Source organism: Pseudoflavonifractor sp. AF19-9AC (assembly GCF_003478995.1).
In the GTDB taxonomy this organism is placed as follows: Bacteria; Bacillota; Clostridia; order Oscillospirales; family Oscillospiraceae; genus Lawsonibacter.
This window is the reverse complement of record NZ_QUGI01000002.1, coordinates 39,103-62,542: the sequence shown is the minus strand read 5'-3', so window position 1 is coordinate 62,542 and position 23,440 is coordinate 39,103. Positions and strand designations below refer to the sequence as shown.

The window sequence follows — 23,440 nt, the reverse complement described above, 5'->3', positions numbered from 1 at the left end:
AGAAGGGGGCCTTACAGCCGCTGCAGCTCCCGGATGGTGTCGTCGATGGTCTTTTTGGGCAGATAGACGGAAGCCATCTCCGCCAGCTGTTTCAGGGTCAAAGACCGGGCCGCCTTCACCATGGGGTGGTTCATAAACTTGCCGAAACGGCGCTGGAACACCGCCCGGGATTTGGGGTTGTCCAGCAGTTCGCCTACTGTAATGTTCTGATTCCGTAAATCCAAGGAAAATCACCTCCTGTCACAGTGTATGCCGGGGCGGGAAGAACTTGACAGGGGGGTTCCTTGACTTTCCCGAAAGGAGTGGGCTATACTGAATACAAAATTTCAGTGCTGAGAGGAAGAAACAGAAAGGAGAGGCTGGAACGATGGCGAAGAAGAAACCCGGTAATTTTCTGGCCCGGGCCGATCAGGCCCTGCGAAAGAAGCGTACGGTGGCAGCCGTTTACATTTTCCTGCGCTTTGCAGTCATTGTGGTCATGGTGGCCCAGTTTTTCAACGGGAACTTTGAAAACGTATTTTTGTGTCTGCTGACGCTGGTGCTCTTTCTGCTGCCCACCATGGTGGAGCGGTCGCTGCAGATCGACCTGCCCAACACCCTGGAAATTATCATCATGCTCTTTATTTTTGCGGCGGAAATTCTGGGAGAAATCCGCTCCTTCTACACCACCTATCCCGGCTGGGATACCATGCTCCACACCCTCAACGGCTTTTTGTGCGCGGCCATCGGCTTTTCCCTGGTGGATATGCTCAACCGGAACGAGCGGTTTTCCCTCTCCCTGTCCCCCACCTTCATGGCCATTGTGGCCTTCTGCTTCTCCATGACCATCGGGGTGCTGTGGGAGTTTTTTGAGTGCGCCATGGACCAGTTCTTTCTGCTGGACATGCAGAAGGACATGGTGGTCAACGTGATTTCTTCCGTGATGCTGGACCCCACCCACGGCAACACCCCGGTCATCATCCGGGATATCACCGACGTCATTGTGGTCGCCGGCGGGGAGGAGATTCCTCTGGGCCTGGGCGGCTACCTGGATGTGGGTATTCTGGACACCATGAAGGACCTGGCGGTGAACTTTGTGGGAGCAGTGGTCTTCTCCTTTATCGGCTACTTTTATGTGAAGAGCCGGGGGAAGGGACGCTTTGCTCGGCGGTTTATTCCTCAGGTTCTGGAAAACAAAACAGAAAATCTGCCCGGCCAGGAATAACCCGCCGGAGACAGGCCATACTAAAGCCATCCCGAGTGAGGAGGTTATTTTGGTATGGAAAACAAGTCCTGCAACACCAATATTCAGTGTACCGTGAACAGCTGCGCCTATCATAACGCGCCCAGCAACTGCTGCTCTCTCCAGTCCATCAAGGTGGGCTGCTGCGGCACCACCCCCACCAAGTGTGAGGGCACCGAGTGCGCGTCCTTTAAGCTGGGCAGCATGCAGTAAACCGGCACGCCGGACCAAGAAAAAAGCAGGGAGAATTCGAAGTGGATTCTCCCTGCTTTTTTCATCTGTAATTATCCCAGATGCAGGCCGTAAAAGCCCACCAGGGCCAGGGCCATGAGCCCGGCGGTGAGAAAGAGAATGGGCATGCCGCGGAAACTCTTGGGGCAGTGGTCAAAGCTGACCTCGCCCCGGAGGCTTGCAAAGCTGGCCAGAGCCAGGGTGGCGCCCAGTCCGCCGAACAGGGCAAAGAGGAGCGCCTGACCCAGGCTGTAGCTGCGCTGGGCAATGATGAGGGCGGAACCCAGGGCGGCACAGTTGGTGGACACCGCCGAGAGATTTCCGTCCACCCGCCGGGACAGCTCAGGCAGACACACCTTCAAAAACTGACGCAGACCTGCCACCAGGGCGGTAATCAGCAGCGTGAGGAACAAAAGCCGGAAGTGCTGCCATCCGAAGCGGCTGATGACCAGAAAGTCGGCCAGCCAGGAGAAAAAAGCGGCCAGCACCATCACCACCGTGAGGCAGTAGCCGGTGCGCAGGGCGTCAATGGGGCTGCGGAAGGAGTGAATCCGTGTTCCGATGCCCAGGCAGGAGACCAGCACAAAGTTTTCCGACAGCAGAGCGGCCAGAGCCACGCCCGCCAAATCCAAAACGGCCATCAGGCCCACCTCCTTTCCGGGCAGGGGGCGGAGCTGTTACACATCGCCGTCCACATACTCCACCACTCCTTCCGTATCCAGATTTGCCACAATGGCCAGGGCCCGGTTGACGCCGTCGGTAATGGCCTTGGAGGTGGCAGTGGCACCGCTCACCGCATCCACCGAGTTGCTGCCCGAGGTGCGGATGGTGCCGGATTTTCCAATGTAGCGGCTCAGAGCCTCCGGGGTCATAGCCTTGGTGCCCACGCTCTGGGTCTCCTTATGGTCGGTAATCGCCACGCCGGTGACCTGACCGTTCAGGTCCACGCCCACCTGCATGGTAATGACGCCGCTGAAGCCCTGAGCCTGGACCTCCACGCAGTAGCCCAAAAGCTCGTTGCTGCTGCTATACCCGGCGGTAATGGACAAAGCGCCGTTGGCGCGGTAGGGGGTCTCCGAGCTGGAGGCGGCCAGAGGCATCACCTGGGCCAGAAGCTCCTGCTGGCGGGTGTTTTCCGCCCGGACGGTGTCCAGGTCCGTGAAGCGGTGAACGCCGGAGATGACCAGCGCCGTGACCAGCACCACCGCGGCCAGACAGCCCCAGGACTTGGCGTGGGTCCGGATCTGGTCCAGATGTCCCTCGCCGGGGGCTTTGCCCGCCTCATGGAGGCGGAACTGGAACTGGGGCTTGACAAATTTGATTTCCGCCGCGCTGCTGCGCAGGTGCTTCAGGTGCTCCTTGAAGGCGGTGAAGGGAGTGACGCCGAAGCGGCGGGGCATGCCCGCCCGGTCCAGAAGCCACACGCAGCAGTTCATGCTCAGAATGGCCCAGCCTACTCCCTCTGGGTAGGAGCTGCAGCTGCGCAGCAGGGCGGTAAGCAGTCCGCAGCCAATGCCGAAGAGAATCTGACCTCTGGGAGTGACGGGGGAGGTGGTGGGATCGGTGGCCATGAAAATGGCTCCCAGCAGCACTCCGCCGCTGAGCAGCTGGGCGCACATCCACACCAGTCGGCCCTGATCTCCGCCGGGGAACAGCAGGGCCAGCACCGCCATCGTGCCCAAATAGGCCAGGGGGATGCGGGGGGAGATAATCCGGCGCAGCACCAGATAGCAGCCGCCCAGCAGCAGCATAATGGAGGACACCTCGCCGATGCAGCCGCCCTGCTGGCCCAGCAGCAGCTGACCCAGAGTCTGGGGAGGCAGAACACCGTCGTGGAGATAGGACATGGGGGTGGCGGCGGACACCGCGTCCGCCTTCCACAGGGACAGATGCTGGAGGGGCTGGGGCCAGGTGGTCATCAGCAGGGGGAAGGTGGCCAGCAGCATGCGGCCGCCCAGGGCCGGGTTCATAAAGTTCTTGCCCAATCCGCCGTAGAACTGCTTGACCAAAAGAATGGAGAAAGCAGCGCCCAGAACCGGCACCCAGTAGGGGGCGGAGGGGGGCAGGCTCAGGGCCAGCAGCAGGCCGGTGACGCAGGCGGACAGGTCCCGGACGGTGTTGTCCAGGTGCATAAAGCGGCGGTAGCCGTATTCAAAGAGGACACAGGCCCCCACCGACAGGGCGGTGAGCACCAGCACCCGAAGGCCGAAGAAGAAAACGGCCATGCCCAGGGTGGGGATGAGGGAAATGATGACCTCCCGCATCATGGAGACGGTGGTGGAGGGCTGCCCCACCTGGGGGGGCAGGCGATAGGAACGGACACGGTCCATTACTCCTCGCCTCCTTTCTCCAGAAGCTCGCCGGCCTGGCGGACCAGCTCAATGAGGGGGATGCCCGCCGGGCAGATGTAGGAGCAGCAGCCGCACTGGATGCAGTCCTGGGGATGGAGGGCGGGCAGCTTGTGGGTCTGCTTCTCCCGCAGGGCCCGGCCGATGAAGACGGGGGCCAGGTGCATGGGGCAGCTGGCCACGCATTTGCCGCAGCGGATGCAGATGGTCTCGGGGGTCTGAGCCCGGCGCTCCCACTGGGCCAGACAGACCAGACCGTTGGTGTCCTTGATCACCGGGGCTTCCAAACTCTTCTGGGGGGTGCCCATCATAGGTCCGCCGGTGAGGATGAGCTCAGGCACCTCCCGCAGGCCGCCGGAGGACTCCAGCAGGCAGCGCAGAGGGGTGCCGATGGGAACCCACAGGTTCCGGGGCCGGGCCACAGCGCCGCCGGTGACGGTGACCGCCCGGTGGGTGAGGGGCTTGCCCTTGAAGAGGGCGTCCTGAATGGCAAAGACGGTGGCCACGTTGAGCACCAGACAGCCCACGTCCAGAGCGGTGCTGCCGGCGGGGGTCTCCCGGCCGGTGACGGTCTGGACGATCTGCTTCTCCGCACCCAGAGGGTAGCGGGTGCCCACGGTGCACAGCTCGGCCTTGGCCCCACGCTTGCGCAGGCGGCGCTCCACCGCCTCCACGGCGTTGAGCTTGTCTCCTTCGGTCACCACTACGGTGCGCTTGGCCCCCAGACACCGGGCCAGCACCTGAGCGCCCTGGAGAATGTGGTCGCTGCGCTCCAGCAGCAGGCGGTGATCGGCGGTGATGTAGGGCTCGCACTCGGCGGCGTTGACGATCAGCGTGTCGATTTTGCCCGCCGCCTGGGCCAGCTTCCGGTCGGTGGGGTAGGCGCCGCCGCCCATTCCGGCGATGCCCGCCCAGTGGGTGCGCTCCAGCAGCTGGCTCAGCTTGATGTTCTCCGCCGCCAGGGGCTGGGGACGATCCTCAAAGGGGGTGTCCTCTCCATCGTTTTCCACCACGATGGCCGGGGCGGTGTCGCCCCAGGGGTGGGGCCGCTCCTCCACGGCAATCACCCGGCCGGAGACGCTGGCATGGACGCACACGCCCCCGTCAATCCCACGGGTGAGGGGCTGGCCCACCTGGACCCGGTCCCCGGGGCGGACCAGAGGCTCCGCCCTGCCCTGGGAGCTCATGAGCACGGGGAGAACCACCTGCTCCGGCTGCTGATCCAGCCGGGCGATGGGCTTTCGCCGGGTGCTCTCTTTATGTCCGGCGGGATGGACCCCGCCAAAAAAAGAATGTTTCATGCTTTGACCTCCCGACGCGGTCGGTTTTCCCGTTCCGGGCACCAAAAATCGCGCCAAGTATCCATTTTCATACAAAATACATCATAATCCAACCGCCCCCGATCTGTCCAGTCCCTTTCCGGAAAGTTCATATTTCTTTTATAAAAAAAGCCATTTCAGGTTGTATTAAGTGAATAAAATGCTATAATAAAGAAGGGATTTGCCTCCCAAATTTGTATTATTTGGTAATAAAAGGAGATTGAGGAGCATGAAACAACGTCTGCGGCGCGCCCTGGCTGCCGCCCTGTCCGTCCTGATGGTAACCGGTTTATGCTGCACGGCTGCCTTTGCCGATTTTACCTATCCTTCCGCTTACTGGAAGCTGCACAGCGCCTGGGATGAGGCGGTGAGCAGCAAGGACGCCGATGCGGTCATTTCGGTGGCCCAGCAGACCTATGACCTGCTGAGCAAGTACGAGATTTGCACCGATATCTGCTACAACCTGGAGCCCAAGTGCGGCCGGGCCGCCTGGTGCAGCGAGATGAAGGGCGACATTGACGGAGCCATCCGCTGGCTCAAGCTCCAGCGGCAGTATGCCCAGTGGCTCAACGACAATGTGAAGAGCTATAAGGACACCCTGCTCAATGTGGACGCCCGTCTGGAGTACCTCCAGGCCTCCAAGGAGGCGGCCATCTACGTGCTCACCGACAAGGCCGGCCAGAGCTATCCCGGCACCGGCGCCCCCACCAGCGGCACCCTGTACGGTTCCACCGCCGGAGGGTCCGAGAGCGGTGAGTCCGCTTGCCTCATGTATGTCACCTTCGGGGACAGCTACTCGGTGCAGTACTGGATCGACTACAACATGAAGACCTATCCCAAGTTTGCCAAAGCGGCCCAGGGCGGCGTCATCGAGCTGGCCTGGAACTTTGCCACCGAGGGCACGGCCGGCGCTCAGCAGGTGCTCTCCTCCGACAGCTACATCGCCGAGAGCCTGCAGGCCATGGGCAACCTGGACGCCACCGTGCTGCTGCGTCTGGGGGCCGAGATGAACAACTGGTCCAGCTGTGACCCCGCCACCTACATCCAGGCCTTCCGCAAGGTGGCCCAGGAGGCGGCCAAGTACGACAACATCAAGATGGTTTTCTCCCCCGACAACGTCAGCAACCGCAACGTCACCTTTAAGGACTTCTACCCCGGCGACCAGTATGTGGACTGGATCGGCGTGTCCACCTACCACAACACCAACTATGCCGGCGAGGCTACCTCCTACACCTTCGACGCCTCCGGCTACGGCAACGACGCCTACTACGGCAAGGGCCTCTACGACAGCGATCCTCTGGTCATTCTCCGGCCCCTGGTGCGCTTTGCCCAGGAGCACGGCAAGCCCATGATGATCAGCGAGTGCGGCTTCTCCTATGTGAACAACTCCACCGGAGCCGACCTCACCTCTTTCGCCGCTGATCAGGTGAACAAGTTCTACTCCTATGTGAACATGATTTATCCCCAGATCAAGGCCGTGTTCTACTTTGACAACACCCTCAGCGGCGCCCAGTACAGCTACGCCCTGGACGGCAATGCCACCGTGGCCCAGGCCTACCGCTCCGCCATCCAGAATAACGGCGGTTATCTCGCTGAGGGGGAGAACAGCACCCAGACCTGGCAGAAGCTCTCCTCCCTCTCCGGCACCCAGAAGGGCACCCTGCGTCTGGCCACCTACGCCAGCTTCCCCGGCAGCGCCGCCACCTCCGTGACCTACTATGTGGACGGCAAGGCCGTGGGCACCGTGTCCAAGGCCCCCTACTACTATGATCTGAACCTGGACAGCCTGGGCGGCGGCACCCACACCATCCAGGCCAAGGCCACCTCCGGCCAGTTTAGCCGTACCACCGCCAGCACCAAGATCACCACCCTGGCCCCCGGCCAGATCTTCTCCGATGTCGCCCCCAACGCCTGGTACGCCGGCTTTGTGCAGACGGTCTATGAGAAGGGCCTCTTTGCCGGCGCCGGGGACGGCACCTTCGCCCCCGAGGCCAACATGGACTACGCCCAGTTCCTCACCGTCCTGAGCCAGTTCTCCGGCGAGACCATCCCCGCCGTGCCCGGCGGCGCCTGGTACGACGGGTATGTGAACTGGGCCAAGGAGAAGAACCTCATTCCCGAGGAGATGCTGAAGAACTTCAACCCCACCGCTCCCATCACTCGCCAGGACATGGCGGCCCTGTTCGCCTCCTTCCTGGAGACCTACAATGTGCGCTATGACAAGGTGATGGAGGGAGACTGTGCCTACACTGACGCTGCCTCCATCGCCGACTATGCCGCCGAAGGCGTGAATGTCTGCTATCAGGCGGGCATCATGAGCGGCGGCAGCGACGGCTCCTTCGCCCCCCAGGCTACCGCCACCCGGGCCCAGGTGGCCGTCACCATGGTGCAGATGGCCCGGATCATGGGCCGGTAACCAGTGTAGCCCCATTAAGAAAAGAAGAAAAGCCGGACGGAGCAGCGCTCCGTCCGGCTTTTTATATTATGATTGGAGAGAAAATGGAGTGGGACCTCTGCCGCGGTCAGCGAAGACGGTGGGCAGCAGGCTGCGTCCGGGACAGACCCAGACTCTGGGCATATTCCTTAATCTGCTCCCAGGGGGCCAAAAACGTGTGGATGTCCAGGCGGCGGGCGGTGTCCACCTTCCTGGCGAGAGTCTCCCCGTCATCAAAGAGGACAAAGTGGGCCCCGCCGTCCGGGTTGGTGTAGGTAAAGTACCGGGCGCACAGCTCGTTGGAGAAGAAGACGGAGGGCTGGAGGCGCTCCATCAGGCGGCTCAGGGCCTCCCGGCTCAAAGGAGTGCCGCTGCCCGAGGGGGAGGGGAGGAAGAAGTCCTCCGCCGCCGGCTCCAGGGCCAGAGCGATCCGGTCCCGGCCGAAGCGCTCCTGGGCCTCCTCCAGACGCAGGGTCAGGGAGCCGCCGGACAGGGCGGAGGAGATCATCACCATGGCCCGGGGGGCGCAGCGGCCGTAACTCTCCGGCACGTACAGATTCCAGCCCCGGCGGGCAAAGCTCTCGTCCAGCTGTGCGGCAATCCCCTCCAGGGGGGGCAGGCGCACGTCAAAATCCAGCACTGCCCCGGAAAAGTTCCGGCTGAGGCACTCCCGCACCACCTCCTGGCAGAAGCCCCCGCCTGAGCCGAAGCCGTCAAAGCCGGAGGCGTCCAGCACCATCACGCCCCCCTGGGGGGGCACGCTCCCCTCTGAGCGGAATAGGTGGGGCCCCCGGCCGATGCGGTAGGCCAGGTGGGCGGGCAGCACGCGAAAGCCCTGGAGCTGGCCCAGCTGCCGGGGTAGAATGGGTATGAGAAAGGTGTCTTGATTGGCCATACAGGCTCCCCCTTGTCCAAAATTGGCGAATGTGATATACTGACCAGATGTCGGAACGCGGGCGGCGTCCCCACGATTCACTGTATGCCGCCCCCGCGGATTTTTAGAACAAAGGAGGACACCAACGTGCCCTTTTCACCCATTCCCCGGGGGGTGTACCCCTCGGTGACCAGCCTGCGTGCCAAGGACCTGGCCGACCGGGGTATCCGCCTGGTACTGGCCGACCTGGACAACACCCTGGTTCCCTACAAGGTGACCCAGCCCCCCCAGGCCATTGTGGACTGGAAGGAGGAGCTGGAGGCGGCTGGCATCCAGCTGTTTCTGCTGTCCAACAGCCGAAAGCCCGGCCGGGCAAAGAATTTTGCCGAGAAGCTGGGCATCCCCTACCAGGGCCACTCGGGTAAGCCCAAGAAAGCGGGCTACCTGCGGGCCATGGAGCGCATGGGCTGTACCCCCAAAGAGACCGTCATGGTGGGAGACCAGATTTTCACCGACACCCTGGGCGCCAATAATGCGGGGGTGACCCCTCTGCTGGTGGAGCCCATCCGCCTGGCGGGCAACCCCGCGCGGTACGTCCGCTACGCCATTGAGACCCCCTTCCGCCTGCTGGGGAAGGGCAGGCCCTTCCTGTGAGCGCCCGGTTCGGCCCCGCGGGCAACTCGGACAGCTTCTCCAAGGTCCATAAGTCCTCCGCGGACGCCCCCGGCTGGATTGCCGGGCTGGGCCTGGACTGCTACGAGTACCAGTGCGGTAAGGGCGTCCACGTGGGGGAGGAGACCGCACGGAAGGTGGGGGAGAAGGCCAAAGAGGCGGGCATCGCCCTTTCCCTCCACGCCCCCTACTTTATTAACCTGGCAAACCCCGACCCCGAGGCGTTGCAAAAGACCATCGGCTACATCACCTCTGCCTGCCGGGTGTCTCAATGGATGGGCGCGGAGCGGGTGGTCATCCACTCCGGGGCCCTCATGAAGCGGACGCGGCGGGAGGCCCAGGACATTGCCCTCCGGTCCCTGCGGGAAGTGGTGGCCGCCTGTGACGACCAGGGCTTTGGCGATATCATCCTGTGCCCCGAGACCATGGGGAAGATCAACCAGCTGGGGGATCTGGATGAGGTGCTGGAGCTGTGCACCGTGGATGAGCGCCTTCTTCCCTGCATCGACTTCGGCCACCTGTACGCCCGCTCTCTTGGGGCGGACGACGGGGCGGAGGCCTTTGACCGGATGCTCAGCCGGGTGGAGGAGGTGCTGGGTCGGGAGCGGGCCAGCCGCTTCCACAGCCACTTCTCCCACATCGAGTTTACCCCAAAGGGGGGCGAGAAGTGCCACCGTACCTTCGACGACGACGGGGGCTACGGCCCCGACTGGACCCCGCTGGCCGCCCAGGTGGCCGCCCGGGGCTGGAGCTCCACGTTTATCTGCGAAAGTGCGGGGACCCAGGCGGAAGATGCGCTGGAGATGAAGCGTATTTATGAGTCCTTCCGATAGGCATCCAAACATTGTTTCATGTTACAAGTGAATAAGGAGCGACAAACGATGAATCATTTGACTCAGATTGCGTCCAAGCTGCCGGAGTACGGCCTGGATGCCATGCTGATTACCAGCGAAGCCGGAGAGCGGTATGCTCTGGGCTTCCACGGAGAGGGTCTGCTGCTGGTCACCCGGGAGGGTGCCCACTACACCACCGACGGGCGGTACATTGAGGCGGCCCAGGAGCAGATTACCGGGGCACAGGTGTCTCTGGTGACCACAGGCAGCGGCCACCTGGCCCAGGCCCGGGCCTATCTGGAGGAGCACGGACTTCATAACGTGGGCTTTGAGAGCGGCGTGATGACCGTGGACCAGCACCGCCGCTACACCCAGGCGCTGCCTTGCATCCTCACTCCCGCCCAGCCCCTGCTGGATGATCTGCGGGCCAGCAAGGACGAGGAGGAGCTGGCCGCCATGCGCCGGGCCCAGCAGATCACCGACGAGGCCTTCAAGGCCATCCTCAGCTTCATCCGGCCCGGTATGACGGAGCGGGAGATTGCCGCCCGTCTGGTCTACGAGCTGCTGCGCCGTGGCGGCGAGAAGGTGTCCTTTGACCCCATTGTGGCCGCCGGCCCCAACGGCTCCCGGCCCCACGCCGTGCCCGGGGACCAGGTGGTGGACACGGGCATGTTCATCACCATGGACTTCGGCTGCAAGGTGGACGGCTACTGCTCGGACATGACCCGCACTGTGGCCCTGGGCCAGCCCACCGAGGAGATGGAGCTGGTGTATGCCACCGTGCTGGCCGCCCAGAAGGCGGGCATCAACGCCGCCCGGGCGGGAGTCACCGGCCGGGAGGTGGACGGAGCCGCCCGCCAGGTCATGGCTGAGGCGGGGTACGGGGAGTACTTCTGCCACAGCTTCGGCCACTCCCTGGGTCTGGACATCCACGAGTCCCCCAACGCCAGCCCCTCGGAGGACCGGCCTCTGCCCGCCGGCGCAGTCATTTCCGCCGAGCCGGGCATCTACCTGCCCGGGCAGTTTGGCGTGCGGATTGAGGACGTGCTCATCCTGCGGGAGGGCGGCTGCGAGGATATCACCCGCTCCCCCAAGGATTTAATTGTGCTCTAAGTCAAAACCAGGTTATTTTGGGGTAAATTTCGCCCGCCAACTTTACCAATTCCCAGGAAACCCCTTGTCAAAGCGGGGAAAATGGGGTAAAATAAATCAGCTTATCTAGAATACAGATGGAGGATGATCCCAATGGCAATGATTTCCGCCAGCGATTTCCGCAATGGCGTGACCTTCGAGATGGACGGCAAGGTCATGCAGGTGGTTGAGTTTCAGCACGTTAAGCCCGGCAAGGGTGCCGCCTTTGTCCGCACCAAGATGAAGAACATCATCACCGGTGGCGTGACTGAGACCTCCTTTAACCCCACCGCCAAGTTCGAGCAGGCTTTCGTGGACCGCAAGGAAATGGAGTACAGCTACAACGACGGCGACCTCTACTACTTCATGGACATGGAGACCTATGACATGCTGCCCATTGGCAAGGACCTGCTGGGCGACGCCTTCAAGTTCGTGAAGGAGAACATGACCTGCAAGGTTATGTCCTACAAGGGCAGCGTCTTCGGCGTGGAGGCCCCCAACTTCGTGGAGCTGGAGGTCACCGAGACCGATCCCGGCTTCAAGGGCGACACCGCCACCAACGTGACCAAGCCCGCCACCCTGGAGACCGGCGCTGAGATCAAGGTTCCCCTGTTCATCAACCCCGGCGACAAGATCAAGATCGACACCCGTACCGGTGAGTATCTGGAGCGCTGCAAGGGCTGATCGGGACCAACCCAAATGAGAGAGGCAAAGCCTCGGAAAGGGAAACTGCTATGACTATTTCCGAAAAAGTGGCTTATCTGAAGGGCCTGGCTGAGGGCCTGAATCTGGACACCGAGAAATCCAAGGAGGGCAAGCTCATCTCCGTGATGATCGGCATCCTGGAGGAGGTCGGCCTGTCCATTGAGGACCTGGAGGAGAACGCCCAGGCTTTGGGTGAGGAGATCGACGTGCTGTCCGACGATCTGGCCGATGTGGAGTCCGTAGTCTTCGAGGATGAGGACGAGGACGACGAGGATGAGAGCGAGGACTACGACGACGACTGGTTCGAGGTGGAGTGCCCCACCTGCGAGGAGCCTCTGATCATCGATGACAAGGCCCTGGCCGAAGGCTTTATCCAGTGCCCCAACTGCGAGACCAAGTACTCCCTGGACCTCAGCGACGACACCGTCGAGGCGGATGACGAGGAGTAAGCTTCGGTTTGCTGAAAACAAAAAACAGGATGTCCCAACCGGGACATCCTGTTTTTTTATTCTGAATTCCCTTGGCTGCGCCCTCTTACAGCCGATGAAGGGGCGGACCGTCCAGGGAAATGACCCGGTCAGCCAGCTCCAGCACGGACGCCTGGTGGCTGGTGAGGACCACCGGGGTGCCAAGACCGCGGATGCGCGTTAAAATGCGCCGCGTCCGCTCCGGGTCCACCCCGGCAAAGGGTTCGTCCAGCAGGTAGACGGACCCGCCCAGAGCCAGACAACGGCCCAGGGCCAGGCGGCGGCCCATGCCGCCGGACAGGGAGGCAGGGAGGGTGTGGACCTCGTCTTCCAGCTCCACCAGCTCCAGCCAGCGTGCCGCCTCATCCTGCCGCTCCCGGGGCAATACATCGGTAATGTGCTGCTTCACCGTGCGCCAGGGGAGCAGGCGGTTTTCCTGAAAGAGAATGGCGCCTGTCCCGGGGACAATGCCCGAGATGGTCCCGCTCTGAGGGCGTTCCAGCCCGGCCAGCAGCCGCAGCAGGGTGGTTTTTCCGCAGCCCGAGGGGCCCTGGAGGGCAGTGATCCCCTGGACGGGCAAAGTGAGGGAGAAGTCGGACAGCACCCTCCGGTCCCCGTAGGAGAACTCCAGGTGGGAGAGTTCAATCATCCCCGCCGCCTCCTTTCCATCGTCCCAGCGCCAGCCGCAGCAGCCGCTCCAGCACCAGGGAGAGGGCCACCACCACCGCCGTCCAGGCGAAGAGAGAGGGAATTTCCAGATACAGCTTGGTGTTGTAAATCTGGGTGCCGATTCCCGGCCGGGGCCAGCAGATAGCCTCGGCGGCCACGCCGGATTTCCAGGCCAGGCCTGTGGAGGTGATCACGGCGGAGAGAAAATAGGGGCGCAGAGAGGGCAGATAGATGAGGCGCAGGGTTTTCCAGCGGGAGAAGCGGTAGGCCTGGGCCAGCTCCAGAAGCTGGGGGTCGGCAGCCTGAATGCCCCGCACCAGATTTTCCCACACCACCGGCAGTACCATCAGGGCGGAGATGACCGCGGGAACGGTATTTCGTCCCGTCCACAACAGGACCAGCAGAATGAAGGAAGCCACCGGCGTGGCCCGGACAATGCGGATGGCCGGGGAGAGCAGGCGGTGGAGCCACACCCAGGAGCAGGTAACCCCCGCCAGCAGGGTGCCAAGAAAAATTCCAGCGGCCAGGCCCACGGCCACCCGCAGCAGGGTGGCCCCCACCGTGGCCCAGAAGGCCCCGGAGGGCAGCAGCTCCATCAGGGCGGCCAGGACGGAGGCGGGATAGGGGAGGAGCAGCTCGTTGCCCCGGCCCTCCACCGCCCGCTCCACCCAGAAGGCCCCAAGCTGCCAAGCCCCCAGCCATAAGGCCGGGGGCAGCAGATAAGCAAGGATGGACTTTTTCGCGTTGGCCTTAGTCGGCTCCATAGTAGAAGGAGTCATAGGGCATGGCGTTGCCCACGGAGGCGGGGTCGGCCTGAACCAGCACCTGATAGTAGGTCTCCAGGGCCTGCTTCATTTCGCTGCCCGCCAGGTAGGTGAGGTTGCACTGGGGAATGGCGGCGGCCGCCACCTTGTCGTTGGCGGTGATGCCGAACTGGGCCACCATCTGGGCGGCGGAGTCCAGATTGGCCTCGTCGCTCATATAGGTGATGGAGGCCTCATAGGCCTTCAGGAAAGCGGCCACTTCCTCGGGGTGCTCCTCCACGTACTCGGTGCGGGCCACCAGACAGCCCTGGGGCAGGGGGCCCTGCTCCAGCTTATCCCAGGCGCTGGACAGGGAGATGGCCTGGCGCACGCCGGAGTCCTGAAGCATCAGGGCGGTGGCGGCGGGGACAGGGAGCATGCAGATGGCCTCCTCCGAGGAGGTCATCTTGGCGCTGACCTCCTGGGCGGTCATCCACTGGATGTCCACGGAGGCGGGGTCCACGCCGTTCTTGGTGAGCAGATAGTTGAGCACATACTCGGGGTTGGCGCCCTGGCCGGTGGCGTACACCGTCTTGCCTGCCAGGTCGGTCATGGCATGGACGCTGTCTCCCTTCTCCAAGATATACAGCACGCCCAGGGTGTTGACGCACAGCACCTGGATGGCGCCGTCGGTCTTGGCGTAGAGGGTGGCGGCCACATTGGTGGCCATGGCGGCGATGTCCGCGTCCTTGTTAATGAGGGCGTTGGACACCACCTGGTTGTCTGCCTCCACGCTGGAATTGAGCAGGAAGCCCAGGGAGGTATCGGGGTTCTCAGCGGTGACGTCATAGGTGGACATCATCTGGGCTGCACCCACACCGGTGGGGCCGCTGAGCGCCATAAAATTGAGGGTAGGAAGATCCGGGGTCTCCTGAGAAGAGGAGGCGGAGGAACTGGAACCGGCGCTGGAGGCGGAGCCGGAAGAGCTGGAAGAGGTGCTTTTGGGGCCGCAGCCGGCCAGCAGGGACAGCGCCAGGGCGGCGCACAGCAGAAGGGAAAGTGGTTTCTTCATGATCGTTCGTCCTTTCCAAAATGTTTGCGGTCAGAGTACCCCTTCCAGGGCAGCCAGGTTGGGGATCTCAATGGATGGGCCGTGGCGAAGGATGAGACCGGCATCCTCCAGAGCCTGAAAGGCCCGGTACAGGGAGGCGCGGCTTACCCCCAGACGCCCCGCCAGCTCCGTAGCGGGACAGACCAGAACCTGTCCCCGCTGATTGCTCAGCAGATAGCGGGCCAGCTTGCCCTCTACCCCGTGCTGGGAGAGGGACTGAAGCCGGGTGGACAGGAACCGGATGCGGCCCGTGAGGTAGCGCAGGTAGTTGTTCCGTACCAGAGCGTCCTCGGCCAGCAGGTCATCCACTACCTTCTGACTGAGCAGCAGACAGCGGCTGGGCCGTCGGGCCGTGATGGTGGTGGCAAACTCCGGGGCGTCGCTGTACAGAGCGGCGGCCCCGAACAGGTCTCCTGGCTCCAAACGGCTCACCGACAGCGTGCCCTTGGTGACCTGGAGCTGGCCGGACAGCACTACTCCCAGGGAGCGGAGAAAATGGCCGGGGCAGTAGACCGTTTCACCGGCGGGATATGCCACCCGGCTTCCCGCCCCGGCGGCCTGACGGAGCCGCTCCCGGGAAACGCCCCGCAGCAGCGGACAGCTTCCCAGAACCTCCAGCTCCCGGCTGGTCAGTGCCATGGCCTCACCCCCTAAACTGTCTCATTTAAGACAGGGACATGATAGCATGGAGGAAGAAAAAGGTCAAGACGGAATCAAAAACTCCGCCTGTCCCCAGGGACAGGCGGAGCGAGATCGTCGAAAAAGTGGTAAAGCCACTTTTTCGACGAAGGAATGCACGCAAGCCGAACCTCGATTCCTTACGGAAAAGTCGGCTCGGCTTGCGTGAGAAGTGTCATTTCCGACGCGCATGTCGCCGGAAATGACGGCATTTCATTGTATTCCGCCGCCTTTGGGCGGCGGAACTCCTTGCAGGAGGGCTTTTTCGACAGCCTGACAGAATGCCGATACAGTTCTGGAAAATCAGTCCAGGCTGGCCAGGTAGGCGGCGGGGCCGCTCTCGTAGAGGTCGCCCCCCTGGGGGTCCAGAATGACGGTGAGGGGGAAGTCTTTGACTTCCAGCTTCCGTACCGCTTCACAGCCCAGATCCTCCCAGCAGATGACTTCCAGGGACTGTACGCTCCCGGCCATCAAAGCGCCGGCGCCCCCCAGAGCGGCCAGATAGACGGCCCCGTTGCGCACCACCGCGTCCTTGACGGCCTGGTTCCGGGCGCCCTTTCCGATCATGATGGCCTGGCCCAGGTCCAGGAGGCGGGGGGAGTAGGGGTCCATCCGTCCGCTGGTGGTGGGACCGGCGGAGCCGATGACTTCGCCAGGACGCTCCGGGGTGGGGCCCACGTAATAGACGGCGGAGCCCTCCACGGGGAAGGGGAGGGGCTGACCGGCATCCAGCAGTTCCATCATGCGCTTGTGGGCCGCGTCCCGGGCGGTGTAGACCACACCGGACAGCAGCACCGTGTCCCCTGCACGCAGGGGGGCCAAATCCTCCCGGGTGACGGGAGTGGTCAGTTTGTACTGCATGGCAATGACCTCCTTACAGCTCCGCCGTGGCACGGCGGGTGACGTGGCAGCTGACGTTGACGGCCACGGGCAGCCCGGCCACATGGGTGGGGGCGGCCTCAATGGACAGCCCCAGGCAGGTGGTCCGGCCGCCGAAGCCCTGGGGGCCGATGCCCAGGGCGTTGATTTCCTCCAACAGTTCCTGCTCCAGCTGGGCGTAGAAGGGGTCGGGGTTGGGCTGGTCAATGGGGCGCAGCAGGGCGTGCTTGGCCAGTGCGGCCACCTTGTCAAAGGAACCGCCCACGCCCACGCCCAATACGATGGGGGGGCAGGGGTTGGAACCCGCCTTCTGCACGGTCTCCACCACGAAGCGCTTCACGCCCTCCACGCCGTCGGCGGGGCGGAGCATCCCGAGGCGGCTCATATTCTCGCTGCCGCAGCCCTTGGGGGCCACGGTGATGGTGCAGCGGTCGCCGGGCACCAGATGGAGGGTGATAAAGGCGGGGGTGTTGTCCCCGGTGTTCACCCGGCGGAGGGGGTCGCCCACAATGGACTTGCGCAGATAGCCCTCGCCGTAGCCCCGACGGACGCCCTCGTGGATGGCCTCCTCAAAATTGCCGTCAATGTGCACGTCCTGGCCCAGCTCCACAAAGACGCAGGCCATCCCGGTGTCTTGGCAGATGGGCAGGGCCCGCTCCTCTGCCACCTCCAGGTTGTCCCACAGCAGGTCCAGGGTCTTTTTGGCCAGGGGCCAGGGCTCCTCCTGACGGCTGCGGTCCAGGGCGGCGGAAATGTCCTTGGGCAGATGAGTGTTGGCTTCCATGCACAGCCGGGCCACCGCGTCGGTGATGGCCCCGGCGGAAATAGTTCTCACAGTGGGGTTCCCCCTTTGTCTGAAATCAGTCGCTCCCGGGAAAATCCCGGGATAGGACCGCCAAAGCGGTCCGTTGGTGAATCCTATTGTACCATGGACGGCAAAGGGATTCAATGTGTGTGCCCCAAAAGGGATGACACAAGCGGAAACAGAAGTCAGTCGGCAGTGGAAGCAGAAAACCAAATGGCTTTGGGCCGTGGAATGACACGGTGCTTGGCAGGGTTCCTGGTCCTGTTGGCTGAGCCGGGAAAGGGAACCTCAAAAGCCAACTGCATATTTTTCTAAAACCCAAACAAGAGAGGCCGCCCACAGGGCGGCCTCTCTTATAACACTATGTAGAGAATCCGAAGAGATGCTTACTTGTTGACCACATTGATGGGAGCGCCGTCCAGGTAGGCTTTCACGTTGGACACGGCGCAATCCATGATGCGTTGACGGCTCTCCTTGGGAGCCCAAGAGATGTGGGGGGTGATGATGCAGTTCTTGGCCTGCAGCAGGGGGTTGTCGGCACGGATGGGCTCGGTGTAAACCACGTCCAGACCGGCGGCGCCCATCTTGCCGCTGTTCAGAGCATCGGCCACGTCCTGCTCGTCAATGAGCTGGCCGCGGGCGTTGTTGATGAGGATAACGCCGTCCTTCATCTTGGCAATGGAGTCCTTGTTGATCATGCCGGTGTTCTCGGGAGTCAGGTTGCAGTGGAGGGAGATGACGTCGGCGCGGGCGTACAGCTCGTCCAGATCCACGTACTCGGCAATGGCGCGGCCGGAGTCGTTGGGGTAGAGGTCATAGGCCAGCACATTCATGCCCATGGCCTTGGCGATGCGGCCCTCAGCCTGGCCGATGCGGCCGAAGCCGATGATGCCGATGGTCTTGCCCTCCAGCTCGATGAGGGGGTAGTCCCAGTAGCACCAGTCGATGCAGTTGGCCCAGTTGCCCGCGTGGACGGAGGCGTCGTGGTGGCCGATGTGGTGGCAGATCTCCAGCAGCAGGGCAATGGAGAACTGGCTGACGGAGGCAGTGCCGTAAGTGGGGACGTTGGTGACAGGGATGCCCTTTTCCTTGGCATACACATAGTCCACCACGTTGTAGCCGGTGGCCAGCATGCTGATCATCTTCATGCTGGGGCAGGCGTCAATGATCTTCTTGGTGATGGGGGTCTTGTTGGTGAAGACCACCTCAGCATCGCCGATGCGGGCAATGGCCTCGTCCTCGTCGGTGAGGCTGGTGCGGTCATAGACCGTGAGCTCGCCCAGCTTGCCCAGCTCGTCCCAGCTCAGATCGCCGGGATTTTCCGTATAGCCGTCCAGAACCACGATTTTCATGGGAATCTACCTCCTAAATCATTGCTCCCGCGCCGAAGCCTGGTGCGGAGGGCTTATTTTCATAACAAAATGATTATAGCACAAGGCCACAACCCCCGCAACGGGCTTTTCTTTGACAGAGAAAAATTTTTTTCGTATAATGAAGCCGCATTTGTGACACAGAAGCTGACTGAGGGAGGGAGATTAGATGGTAGGGCTTGGAACCATCGTCAATGTATCCGCCATTGTGGTGGGGGGAGGACTGGGCCTGCTGGTCCGGGGCGGCCTGGGAGAGCGCCGGCAGCAGGCGGTCATCCAGGCTCTGGGACTTTGCACTCTGTTCATCGGCCTGTCCGGGGCTCTGCCCGGCCTTCTGGTGGTGGAGGGGAATGCCCTGGCCGGGGTGTCTATGAAGGAAACCCTGGGGATGATTTTGGCTCTGGCCTTTGGTACGCTCATCGGGGAGTGGCTGGACCTGGAGGGCTGGCTGGAGCGGCTGGGGGTGTGGCTGAAAGCCCGGGCTGACCGGGGAGGCGGTGACAGCCGCTTTGTCCAGGGCTTTGTCACCGCCTCCCTCACCGTGTGCATCGGGGCCATGGCCATCGTGGGCTCCATCCAGGACGGGCTGTCCGGCGACCCCACCACCCTCTTTACCAAGTCCATTCTGGATTTCCTCATTGTTATGATCTTCGCCTCCACCTACGGAAAGGGAGCCATTTTCTCCGCCCTGCCCGTGGGCGTGCTCCAGGGCTCGGTCACCCTGTGTGCCGGACTGCTGGCCCCGGTGTTCAGCCAGCCGGTGGTGGACAACCTGTCCGCCCTGGGTTCCATTCTCATCTTCTGTGTGGGCGTCAACCTGGCCTTTGGCCCCCGGTTCCGGGTGGCCAATATGCTGCCCGCCCTGGTGTTGGGGGCAGCCTACACCGCGGTATTTCTATAAACGCCAAAAAGCGCGCGTGAGCGCGCTTTTTTTCTGGAAGAGCCGTGGGATGGGGCGGGGAAGAACGTATATATGGGTGAACAGGAAACCGGGAGGTGAGGATGTGGACAAGGAACTGGATTGGACCCTGGAATTCCAGAAGGACAGAGAGAAGGCCATGGGCCGCCTGTTGGAGCGGTACGGTCCCATGATGGCCTATGTGGTGGGGGGCATTCTCTCCGATCCCCACGAGGCGGAGGAGTGTCTGGCCAAAATCCGGGCCAAGCTGTGGGAAAAGGCGGCCTCCTTTGACGGAGCGCGGGCGGGGCTGGCCACCTGGCTCACCGCCCTGTGCCGCAACGCTGCCTACGACCGGCTGCGGACCCTGGAGCGGCAGGCGAGACACAGCGGTGAGCTGTCCCCGGACGCCCCGGACCCCGCCCCGGGCCCGGAGGAGGAACTGCTGCGCCGGGAGCGGGCCCAGGCTTTGGAGAAAGCCCTGGGTACCCTGAGTCAGGCCGACCGCCGGCTCTTCTACCGCAAGTACTACTATCTGCAGTCCACTGCCCGCATGGCCGCCGAGCTGGGCACCACAGAGCGGGCAATGGAGGGCAAACTCTACCGCATCCGCAAAAAGCTTCAAAAGCAGTTGGGAGGTGACGTGCTGTGAAGCCCAAGGAGATGGAATTTGATCGCGCTCTGATGGACGAGATGGGCCAGCTGCCCCCGCCCCCTCAGGAGGTGGAGGACTACACCCCCTGGCAGAGCGCCATGGTGAAGATTTTGTGGGGCATGGCCCTGGTAACCTTTCAGCTCCAGTTTTTCTACCTGGACTACATTCTACCCCTCATTGGCACCACCCTCATTTACCTGGGCGGCCGCTCCATGCGCCGCAGCGGCGGGTGGTTCCGGCTGTGCTGGGCCATGTCCGCCCTGAAGCTTTTATTCCATGTGGCCTGGACCATCCTGAGTGCCACCCCGGTGGCGGGGCTGGTTGTGGCAAATCCCCTGTGGAAGTGGGGGCTTACCTGGCTCGTCCAGGGGGCCAATCTGCTGCTCCTCTTCGCCCTGTGGCGGGGGACGCGGCAAGCCTTTTTCGCCGCTCCCAGGGCGGGGCGGCCGAAACGGGACTGGCTGGGGTGGGGCTTTTTGGCCTACCTGCTGGCCATGGGGGTGGCCCTGTGGTCGGAGCTGGCCCCTGCCACCCAGCCCGGTCTCATTGGTGTCACCATCACCAACCGAGGGCTCTACTACGGGCGGCCCATCCTCTTTATCGCCCTGGAGATCGGCCTTCTGGTATGTCTGGCTCGGCAGAGCGAGACCCTGGCCGGTCGGGGCTACGACCTGGAACCCGCCCCGGTGCACATCTCCAGTGGGCGCTTTGTCCTGGCAGTGTTTGCACTGGTGCTGCTGGCCCTGCCCGCTGCCCTGTGGCTGGGGAGTAAGGTGCCCACCCCGGCGGGGACCGAGGTTACCGGGACGCTGACCGCGGAGCAAGAGGTCATCCGCCGCCAGCTGGTGTCCCTTGGAATGCCGGAGGAGCTGGCCCGGTGGCTGGACAGAGCGGAGCTGGAGCAATGCGCCGGAGCCCTGGAAGTCCACACCGGAGAGTGGTACGACGGCGATACCACCGACGACCGGGAGCCCCAGACGGAGGACAACTGGCTGGCGGTGGAGGCGGGAGAGGAGCAGGCGGAGCTTTCCACCTGGCTGGTGTTTCTGCCGAATAATCAGGTGCGGTACTACCACTGGTTCCGGTACGATGAGGTGCCCTCCCTCCATCTCCAGGAGCAGTTCTCCGTGGACCCCTCCGGGTACTATCCCACCGACCACTACTCCGCCCGGCTCCTGTGGGAGAAGGACGGCAAGACCTTTGCGGCCGTCCCGGAGATACAGCTGGCCGGAGGCGAGACAGCGGAGGAGCTGGAGGGCAACCTGTGGGCCCAGATGTTCCCGGAGAGTGCCCGGATGGAGATTGAGCGGCTGGGCCACCTCCACTACTCGCCCTATTTCTCCTTTACCATTCCCAAGGGAGCGGAGAAGCTGTGGGGCTGTCTGGCCTATACGGTGGACGCCCGGGAGATGCCGGAGCCTGCCGATATCCACTTTGAAGACCCGGAGAACTGGGATTATACAGATCAGTGCATTGTTTTCCTCCGCCACCAGGTCACCTGGCTTTCCTACCCCTTTGTAAACATCAACGACATGGGCGGGCAGAAGAGCATCACCAACTATGGTCCCATCCGATCGGGATATGGCCTGTTCCACTTCGACGAAGAGGTTCACGGGTAAAAATGATACGCCAAAGGGCGGCGCACACGCGCCGCCCTTGCTTTTTCCCTAAAAAGGGGGTATGATAATGCGTACTGAACAGAGCCGCAGGCCTTGAAATGCAACGTTTTCAAGGCCGATTGGCTCTGTTCCGGTGCAGAAATTTCGGGCAGAGTTGCCCCAAATCCCTGCACCTTCCACTGGAATGCCGGGCATTCCAATGGAAATACGCATTGTTCCAATGCCTGCATTCCACAAAACCGCTTATAGAAGCGGTTTTAGCGGTTTTATGGAATGCCCGCGGCTCTTGCCGCGGTCATAAACCACGCAGTGGTTTATGCAGCAGACATTGTAAGAGTGTGGCAAATGAAGCTGATATTACGGAGGTACCGCCGTGCTGCATGTATTTGATACCCACGCCCACTACGACTCCGGGGCCTTCAACGCTGACCGTCTGGAGGTGCTGGCCGCTCTGCCGGAGCAGGGAGTGGATTTGATTTTGAACCCGGGCTGCGAGCTGGAGAGCTCCCGCACCGCCGTGGAGCTGGCCGAGCAGTTCCCCTTTGTCTACGCCGCCGTGGGGGTCCACCCCTCCGACTGCGGGGACTGGCAGGACAGCTGGCTTGACGAACTGCGTACCCTGGCCGCCCACCCCAAGGTAAAGGCCATCGGGGAGATTGGCCTGGACTACTATTGGAAGGAAAATCCCCCCAAAGAGCTGCAGAAGCAGGTGCTGCGCCGCCAGCTAGAGCTGGCTCAGGAGCTGGACCTGCCCGTTATCATCCACGACCGGGAGGCCCACCAGGACTGCCTGTCCATTGTCCGGGAGTATCCCCAGGTGCGGGGGGTGTACCACTGCTATTCCGGCAGCCTGGAGGACGCCAAGGTGCTGGTGAAGCTGGGGTGGATGATCTCCTTCACCGGGGTAGTCACCTACAAGAACGCCCGGAAGGCCCTGGAGGTCATTGACTGGCTGCCCATGGACCGGATTATGATTGAGACCGACTCCCCCTACCTCACCCCCGAGCCCTTCCGGGGCAAGCGCAACGACTCGGGGAAGGTCCATCTGGTGGCGGAAAAGATTGCTCAGGTGAAGGGTCTGGACCCGGAGGAGGTCGCCCGCATCACCCTGGAAAACGGCAAGCGGTTTTTTAACATCAAGGAGGCGTGAAGGCTATGACCATCACCTATGAATACGAGGGCGCGCTGTACGTGAACCTCACCAACAAGTGCAACTGCAACTGCGAGTTCTGCCTGCGCCACGGCAAGGCCCAGGGCTCCATTTACACCGAGGACTCCCTCTGGCTGGAGCGGGAGCCCACCCGCCAGGAGGCTCTGGACAGCTTCCTGGGCCGGGACGTGTGCTCCTACCGGGAGATCGTCTTCTGCGGCTACGGGGAGCCCACCTACCGCCTGGACGACATCTTATGGCTGGTGGATGAGCTGAAAAAGCGCTTCGGAGACAAGCTGCCTCCCGTGCGCATCAACACCAACGGCCATGCCAACCTCATTCTGGGCCGGGATGTGTGCCCAGAGCTGAAGGGACGGATTGATACCCTGTCCATCTCCCTCAACTCGGACAACGCCGCCGACTATGCCGCCCTCTGCCACCCCATCCAGGGGGAGGCGGCCTACCAGGCCATGCTGGACTTCGCCGGTGAGGCCAAGCACTATGTCCCCAACGTGGTCTTTACCATCGTGGACAAGGACAAGAGCCCGGAAGAGATTCAGAACTGCAAGGACATCGCCGCTAATCTTGGGGTGAAGCTGCGCATCCGCAGCTTTATTGATTCCTGAA

25 protein-coding genes are annotated in these 23,440 nt (G+C 62.6%); 13 read left to right on the top strand and 12 right to left on the bottom strand.

Annotation, left to right across the window (positions count from 1 at the left end):
• Positions 1–11: 11 nt before the first annotated feature.
• Positions 12–224, bottom strand: a complete 213-nt coding sequence (locus DWX58_RS03155) for a hypothetical protein (RefSeq protein ID WP_118641564.1) — start codon at positions 222–224, stop codon at positions 12–14.
• A gap of 143 nt (positions 225–367) precedes the next feature.
• Between DWX58_RS03155 and DWX58_RS03150 the strand changes: the two genes are divergently transcribed.
• Complete coding sequence (locus DWX58_RS03150; protein WP_118641563.1) at positions 368–1,204, top strand: hypothetical protein; 837 nt, start codon at positions 368–370, stop codon at positions 1,202–1,204.
• Between the two features lie 54 nt (positions 1,205–1,258).
• Positions 1,259–1,435 (top strand): DUF1540 domain-containing protein, encoded by a 177-nt coding sequence (locus tag DWX58_RS03145; protein ID WP_118641562.1) that lies wholly within the window; start codon positions 1,259–1,261, stop codon positions 1,433–1,435.
• A gap of 71 nt (positions 1,436–1,506) precedes the next feature.
• Here the strand turns inward: DWX58_RS03145 and DWX58_RS03140 are convergent, their stop codons facing one another.
• From DWX58_RS03140 to rsxC, 3 genes are read right to left on the bottom strand one after another with little or no spacing between them, the layout of a single operon-like run.
• Positions 1,507–2,094: an Rnf-Nqr domain containing protein gene (locus tag DWX58_RS03140; protein ID WP_118641561.1), complete on the bottom strand. Its 588-nt coding sequence runs from the start codon at positions 2,092–2,094 to the stop codon at positions 1,507–1,509.
• Positions 2,095–2,130: 36 nt separating this feature from the next.
• On the bottom strand, positions 2,131–3,783 hold the full coding sequence (locus DWX58_RS15190; protein ID WP_158579198.1) for an RnfABCDGE type electron transport complex subunit D: 1,653 nt from the start codon (positions 3,781–3,783) through the stop codon (positions 2,131–2,133).
• Positions 3,783–5,102 (bottom strand): electron transport complex subunit RsxC, encoded by a 1,320-nt coding sequence (gene rsxC, locus DWX58_RS03130; RefSeq protein ID WP_118641560.1) that lies wholly within the window; start codon positions 5,100–5,102, stop codon positions 3,783–3,785. The genes DWX58_RS15190 and rsxC overlap by 1 nt, the downstream gene beginning before the upstream one ends.
• Positions 5,103–5,349: 247 nt before the next feature.
• Here rsxC and DWX58_RS15830 point away from each other — a divergent pair, with 247 nt between their 5' ends.
• Entirely contained in the window at positions 5,350–7,536 is a 2,187-nt protein-coding gene (locus DWX58_RS15830) for an S-layer homology domain-containing protein (RefSeq protein WP_118641559.1), read from the top strand.
• A gap of 106 nt (positions 7,537–7,642) precedes the next feature.
• Here the strand turns inward: DWX58_RS15830 and DWX58_RS03120 are convergent, their stop codons facing one another.
• Positions 7,643–8,449 (bottom strand): hypothetical protein, encoded by an 807-nt coding sequence (locus DWX58_RS03120; protein WP_118641558.1) that lies wholly within the window; start codon positions 8,447–8,449, stop codon positions 7,643–7,645.
• Between the two features lie 126 nt (positions 8,450–8,575).
• Between DWX58_RS03120 and DWX58_RS03115 the strand changes: the two genes are divergently transcribed.
• The 5 genes from DWX58_RS03115 (at position 8,576) to DWX58_RS03095 (ending at position 12,218) form a co-directional block, all read left to right on the top strand.
• Positions 8,576–9,082: a YqeG family HAD IIIA-type phosphatase gene (locus tag DWX58_RS03115; protein WP_243093236.1), complete on the top strand. Its 507-nt coding sequence runs from the start codon at positions 8,576–8,578 to the stop codon at positions 9,080–9,082.
• Positions 9,079–9,933: a TIM barrel protein gene (locus tag DWX58_RS03110; RefSeq protein ID WP_118641556.1), complete on the top strand. Its 855-nt coding sequence runs from the start codon at positions 9,079–9,081 to the stop codon at positions 9,931–9,933. The genes DWX58_RS03115 and DWX58_RS03110 overlap by 4 nt, the downstream gene beginning before the upstream one ends.
• Positions 9,934–9,981: 48 nt before the next feature.
• Positions 9,982–11,046 (top strand): aminopeptidase P family protein, encoded by a 1,065-nt coding sequence (locus DWX58_RS03105; RefSeq protein WP_118641555.1) that lies wholly within the window; start codon positions 9,982–9,984, stop codon positions 11,044–11,046.
• Positions 11,047–11,184: 138 nt separating this feature from the next.
• Positions 11,185–11,748, top strand: a complete 564-nt coding sequence (gene efp, locus DWX58_RS03100) for an elongation factor P (protein WP_118641965.1) — start codon at positions 11,185–11,187, stop codon at positions 11,746–11,748.
• Positions 11,749–11,798: 50 nt separating this feature from the next.
• On the top strand, positions 11,799–12,218 hold the full coding sequence (locus tag DWX58_RS03095) for a CD1247 N-terminal domain-containing protein (protein ID WP_118641554.1): 420 nt from the start codon (positions 11,799–11,801) through the stop codon (positions 12,216–12,218).
• A gap of 85 nt (positions 12,219–12,303) precedes the next feature.
• On the opposite strand, the gene DWX58_RS03090 is transcribed toward DWX58_RS03095, so the two are convergent.
• The 7 genes from DWX58_RS03090 to DWX58_RS03060 form a co-directional block, all read right to left on the bottom strand.
• Entirely contained in the window at positions 12,304–12,885 is a 582-nt protein-coding gene (locus tag DWX58_RS03090) for an ATP-binding cassette domain-containing protein (protein ID WP_118641553.1), read from the bottom strand.
• Positions 12,878–13,669, bottom strand: coding sequence for an ABC transporter permease subunit (locus DWX58_RS03085; protein ID WP_118641552.1), 792 nt, complete (start codon positions 13,667–13,669; stop codon positions 12,878–12,880). Before DWX58_RS03085 ends, DWX58_RS03090 begins: the two co-directional genes overlap by 8 nt.
• Complete coding sequence (locus DWX58_RS03080; protein WP_118641551.1) at positions 13,656–14,720, bottom strand: MqnA/MqnD/SBP family protein; 1,065 nt, start codon at positions 14,718–14,720, stop codon at positions 13,656–13,658. The genes DWX58_RS03085 and DWX58_RS03080 overlap by 14 nt, the downstream gene beginning before the upstream one ends.
• 30 nt (positions 14,721–14,750) lie before the next feature.
• On the bottom strand, positions 14,751–15,398 hold the full coding sequence (locus tag DWX58_RS03075; RefSeq protein ID WP_118641550.1) for a Crp/Fnr family transcriptional regulator: 648 nt from the start codon (positions 15,396–15,398) through the stop codon (positions 14,751–14,753).
• A 342-nt stretch (positions 15,399–15,740) separates the two neighbouring features.
• Positions 15,741–16,298, bottom strand: coding sequence for a Fe-S-containing hydro-lyase (locus DWX58_RS03070; RefSeq protein WP_118641549.1), 558 nt, complete (start codon positions 16,296–16,298; stop codon positions 15,741–15,743).
• Positions 16,299–16,311: 13 nt separating this feature from the next.
• Positions 16,312–17,151, bottom strand: a complete 840-nt coding sequence (locus DWX58_RS03065) for a fumarate hydratase (RefSeq protein WP_118641548.1) — start codon at positions 17,149–17,151, stop codon at positions 16,312–16,314.
• 356 nt (positions 17,152–17,507) lie between these two features.
• Positions 17,508–18,473: a D-2-hydroxyacid dehydrogenase gene (locus tag DWX58_RS03060; RefSeq protein ID WP_118641547.1), complete on the bottom strand. Its 966-nt coding sequence runs from the start codon at positions 18,471–18,473 to the stop codon at positions 17,508–17,510.
• Positions 18,474–18,660: 187 nt separating this feature from the next.
• Here DWX58_RS03060 and DWX58_RS03055 point away from each other — a divergent pair, with 187 nt between their 5' ends.
• From DWX58_RS03055 to DWX58_RS03035, 5 genes are all read left to right on the top strand, one after another.
• A complete protein-coding gene (locus DWX58_RS03055; RefSeq protein WP_118641546.1) occupies positions 18,661–19,392 on the top strand; it encodes a DUF554 domain-containing protein in 732 nt (243 codons plus the stop codon).
• Positions 19,393–19,495: 103 nt separating this feature from the next.
• Positions 19,496–20,041 carry a sigma-70 family RNA polymerase sigma factor gene (locus tag DWX58_RS03050; RefSeq protein ID WP_158579197.1) on the top strand — a complete coding sequence of 182 codons (546 nt, stop codon included), beginning with the start codon at positions 19,496–19,498 and terminating at the stop codon, positions 20,039–20,041.
• On the top strand, positions 20,038–21,663 hold the full coding sequence (locus DWX58_RS03045; RefSeq protein ID WP_118641544.1) for a hypothetical protein: 1,626 nt from the start codon (positions 20,038–20,040) through the stop codon (positions 21,661–21,663). The genes DWX58_RS03050 and DWX58_RS03045 overlap by 4 nt, the downstream gene beginning before the upstream one ends.
• A gap of 373 nt (positions 21,664–22,036) precedes the next feature.
• Positions 22,037–22,813: a TatD family hydrolase gene (locus tag DWX58_RS03040; RefSeq protein WP_118641543.1), complete on the top strand. Its 777-nt coding sequence runs from the start codon at positions 22,037–22,039 to the stop codon at positions 22,811–22,813.
• A gap of 5 nt (positions 22,814–22,818) precedes the next feature.
• Complete coding sequence (locus DWX58_RS03035) at positions 22,819–23,439, top strand: TatD family nuclease-associated radical SAM protein (RefSeq protein ID WP_118641542.1); 621 nt, start codon at positions 22,819–22,821, stop codon at positions 23,437–23,439.
• The last annotated feature ends 1 nt before the right edge of the window (position 23,440 follow it).

What these genes read in the sequence shown, in the direction of transcription:
- DWX58_RS03150 (WP_118641563.1), top strand. Translation starts at nt 368, where the DNA reads ATGGCGAAGAAGAAACCCGGTAATTTTCTGGCCCGGGCCGATCAGGCC.
- DWX58_RS03145 (WP_118641562.1), top strand. Translation starts at nt 1,259, where the DNA reads ATGGAAAACAAGTCCTGCAACACCAATATTCAGTGTACCGTGAACAGC.
- DWX58_RS03140 (WP_118641561.1), bottom strand. Translation starts at nt 2,094, where the DNA reads ATGGCCGTTTTGGATTTGGCGGGCGTGGCTCTGGCCGCTCTGCTGTCG.
- DWX58_RS15190 (WP_158579198.1), bottom strand. Translation starts at nt 3,783, where the DNA reads ATGGACCGTGTCCGTTCCTATCGCCTGCCCCCCCAGGTGGGGCAGCCC.
- rsxC (WP_118641560.1), bottom strand. Translation starts at nt 5,102, where the DNA reads ATGAAACATTCTTTTTTTGGCGGGGTCCATCCCGCCGGACATAAAGAG.
- DWX58_RS15830 (WP_118641559.1), top strand. Translation starts at nt 5,350, where the DNA reads ATGAAACAACGTCTGCGGCGCGCCCTGGCTGCCGCCCTGTCCGTCCTG.
- DWX58_RS03120 (WP_118641558.1), bottom strand. Translation starts at nt 8,449, where the DNA reads ATGGCCAATCAAGACACCTTTCTCATACCCATTCTACCCCGGCAGCTG.
- DWX58_RS03105 (WP_118641555.1), top strand. Translation starts at nt 9,982, where the DNA reads ATGAATCATTTGACTCAGATTGCGTCCAAGCTGCCGGAGTACGGCCTG.
- efp (WP_118641965.1), top strand. Translation starts at nt 11,185, where the DNA reads ATGATTTCCGCCAGCGATTTCCGCAATGGCGTGACCTTCGAGATGGAC.
- DWX58_RS03095 (WP_118641554.1), top strand. Translation starts at nt 11,799, where the DNA reads ATGACTATTTCCGAAAAAGTGGCTTATCTGAAGGGCCTGGCTGAGGGC.
- DWX58_RS03090 (WP_118641553.1), bottom strand. Translation starts at nt 12,885, where the DNA reads ATGATTGAACTCTCCCACCTGGAGTTCTCCTACGGGGACCGGAGGGTG.
- DWX58_RS03085 (WP_118641552.1), bottom strand. Translation starts at nt 13,669, where the DNA reads ATGGAGCCGACTAAGGCCAACGCGAAAAAGTCCATCCTTGCTTATCTG.
- DWX58_RS03080 (WP_118641551.1), bottom strand. Translation starts at nt 14,720, where the DNA reads ATGAAGAAACCACTTTCCCTTCTGCTGTGCGCCGCCCTGGCGCTGTCC.
- DWX58_RS03075 (WP_118641550.1), bottom strand. Translation starts at nt 15,398, where the DNA reads ATGGCACTGACCAGCCGGGAGCTGGAGGTTCTGGGAAGCTGTCCGCTG.
- DWX58_RS03070 (WP_118641549.1), bottom strand. Translation starts at nt 16,298, where the DNA reads ATGCAGTACAAACTGACCACTCCCGTCACCCGGGAGGATTTGGCCCCC.
- DWX58_RS03060 (WP_118641547.1), bottom strand. Translation starts at nt 18,473, where the DNA reads ATGAAAATCGTGGTTCTGGACGGCTATACGGAAAATCCCGGCGATCTG.
- DWX58_RS03055 (WP_118641546.1), top strand. Translation starts at nt 18,661, where the DNA reads ATGGTAGGGCTTGGAACCATCGTCAATGTATCCGCCATTGTGGTGGGG.
- DWX58_RS03035 (WP_118641542.1), top strand. Translation starts at nt 22,819, where the DNA reads ATGACCATCACCTATGAATACGAGGGCGCGCTGTACGTGAACCTCACC.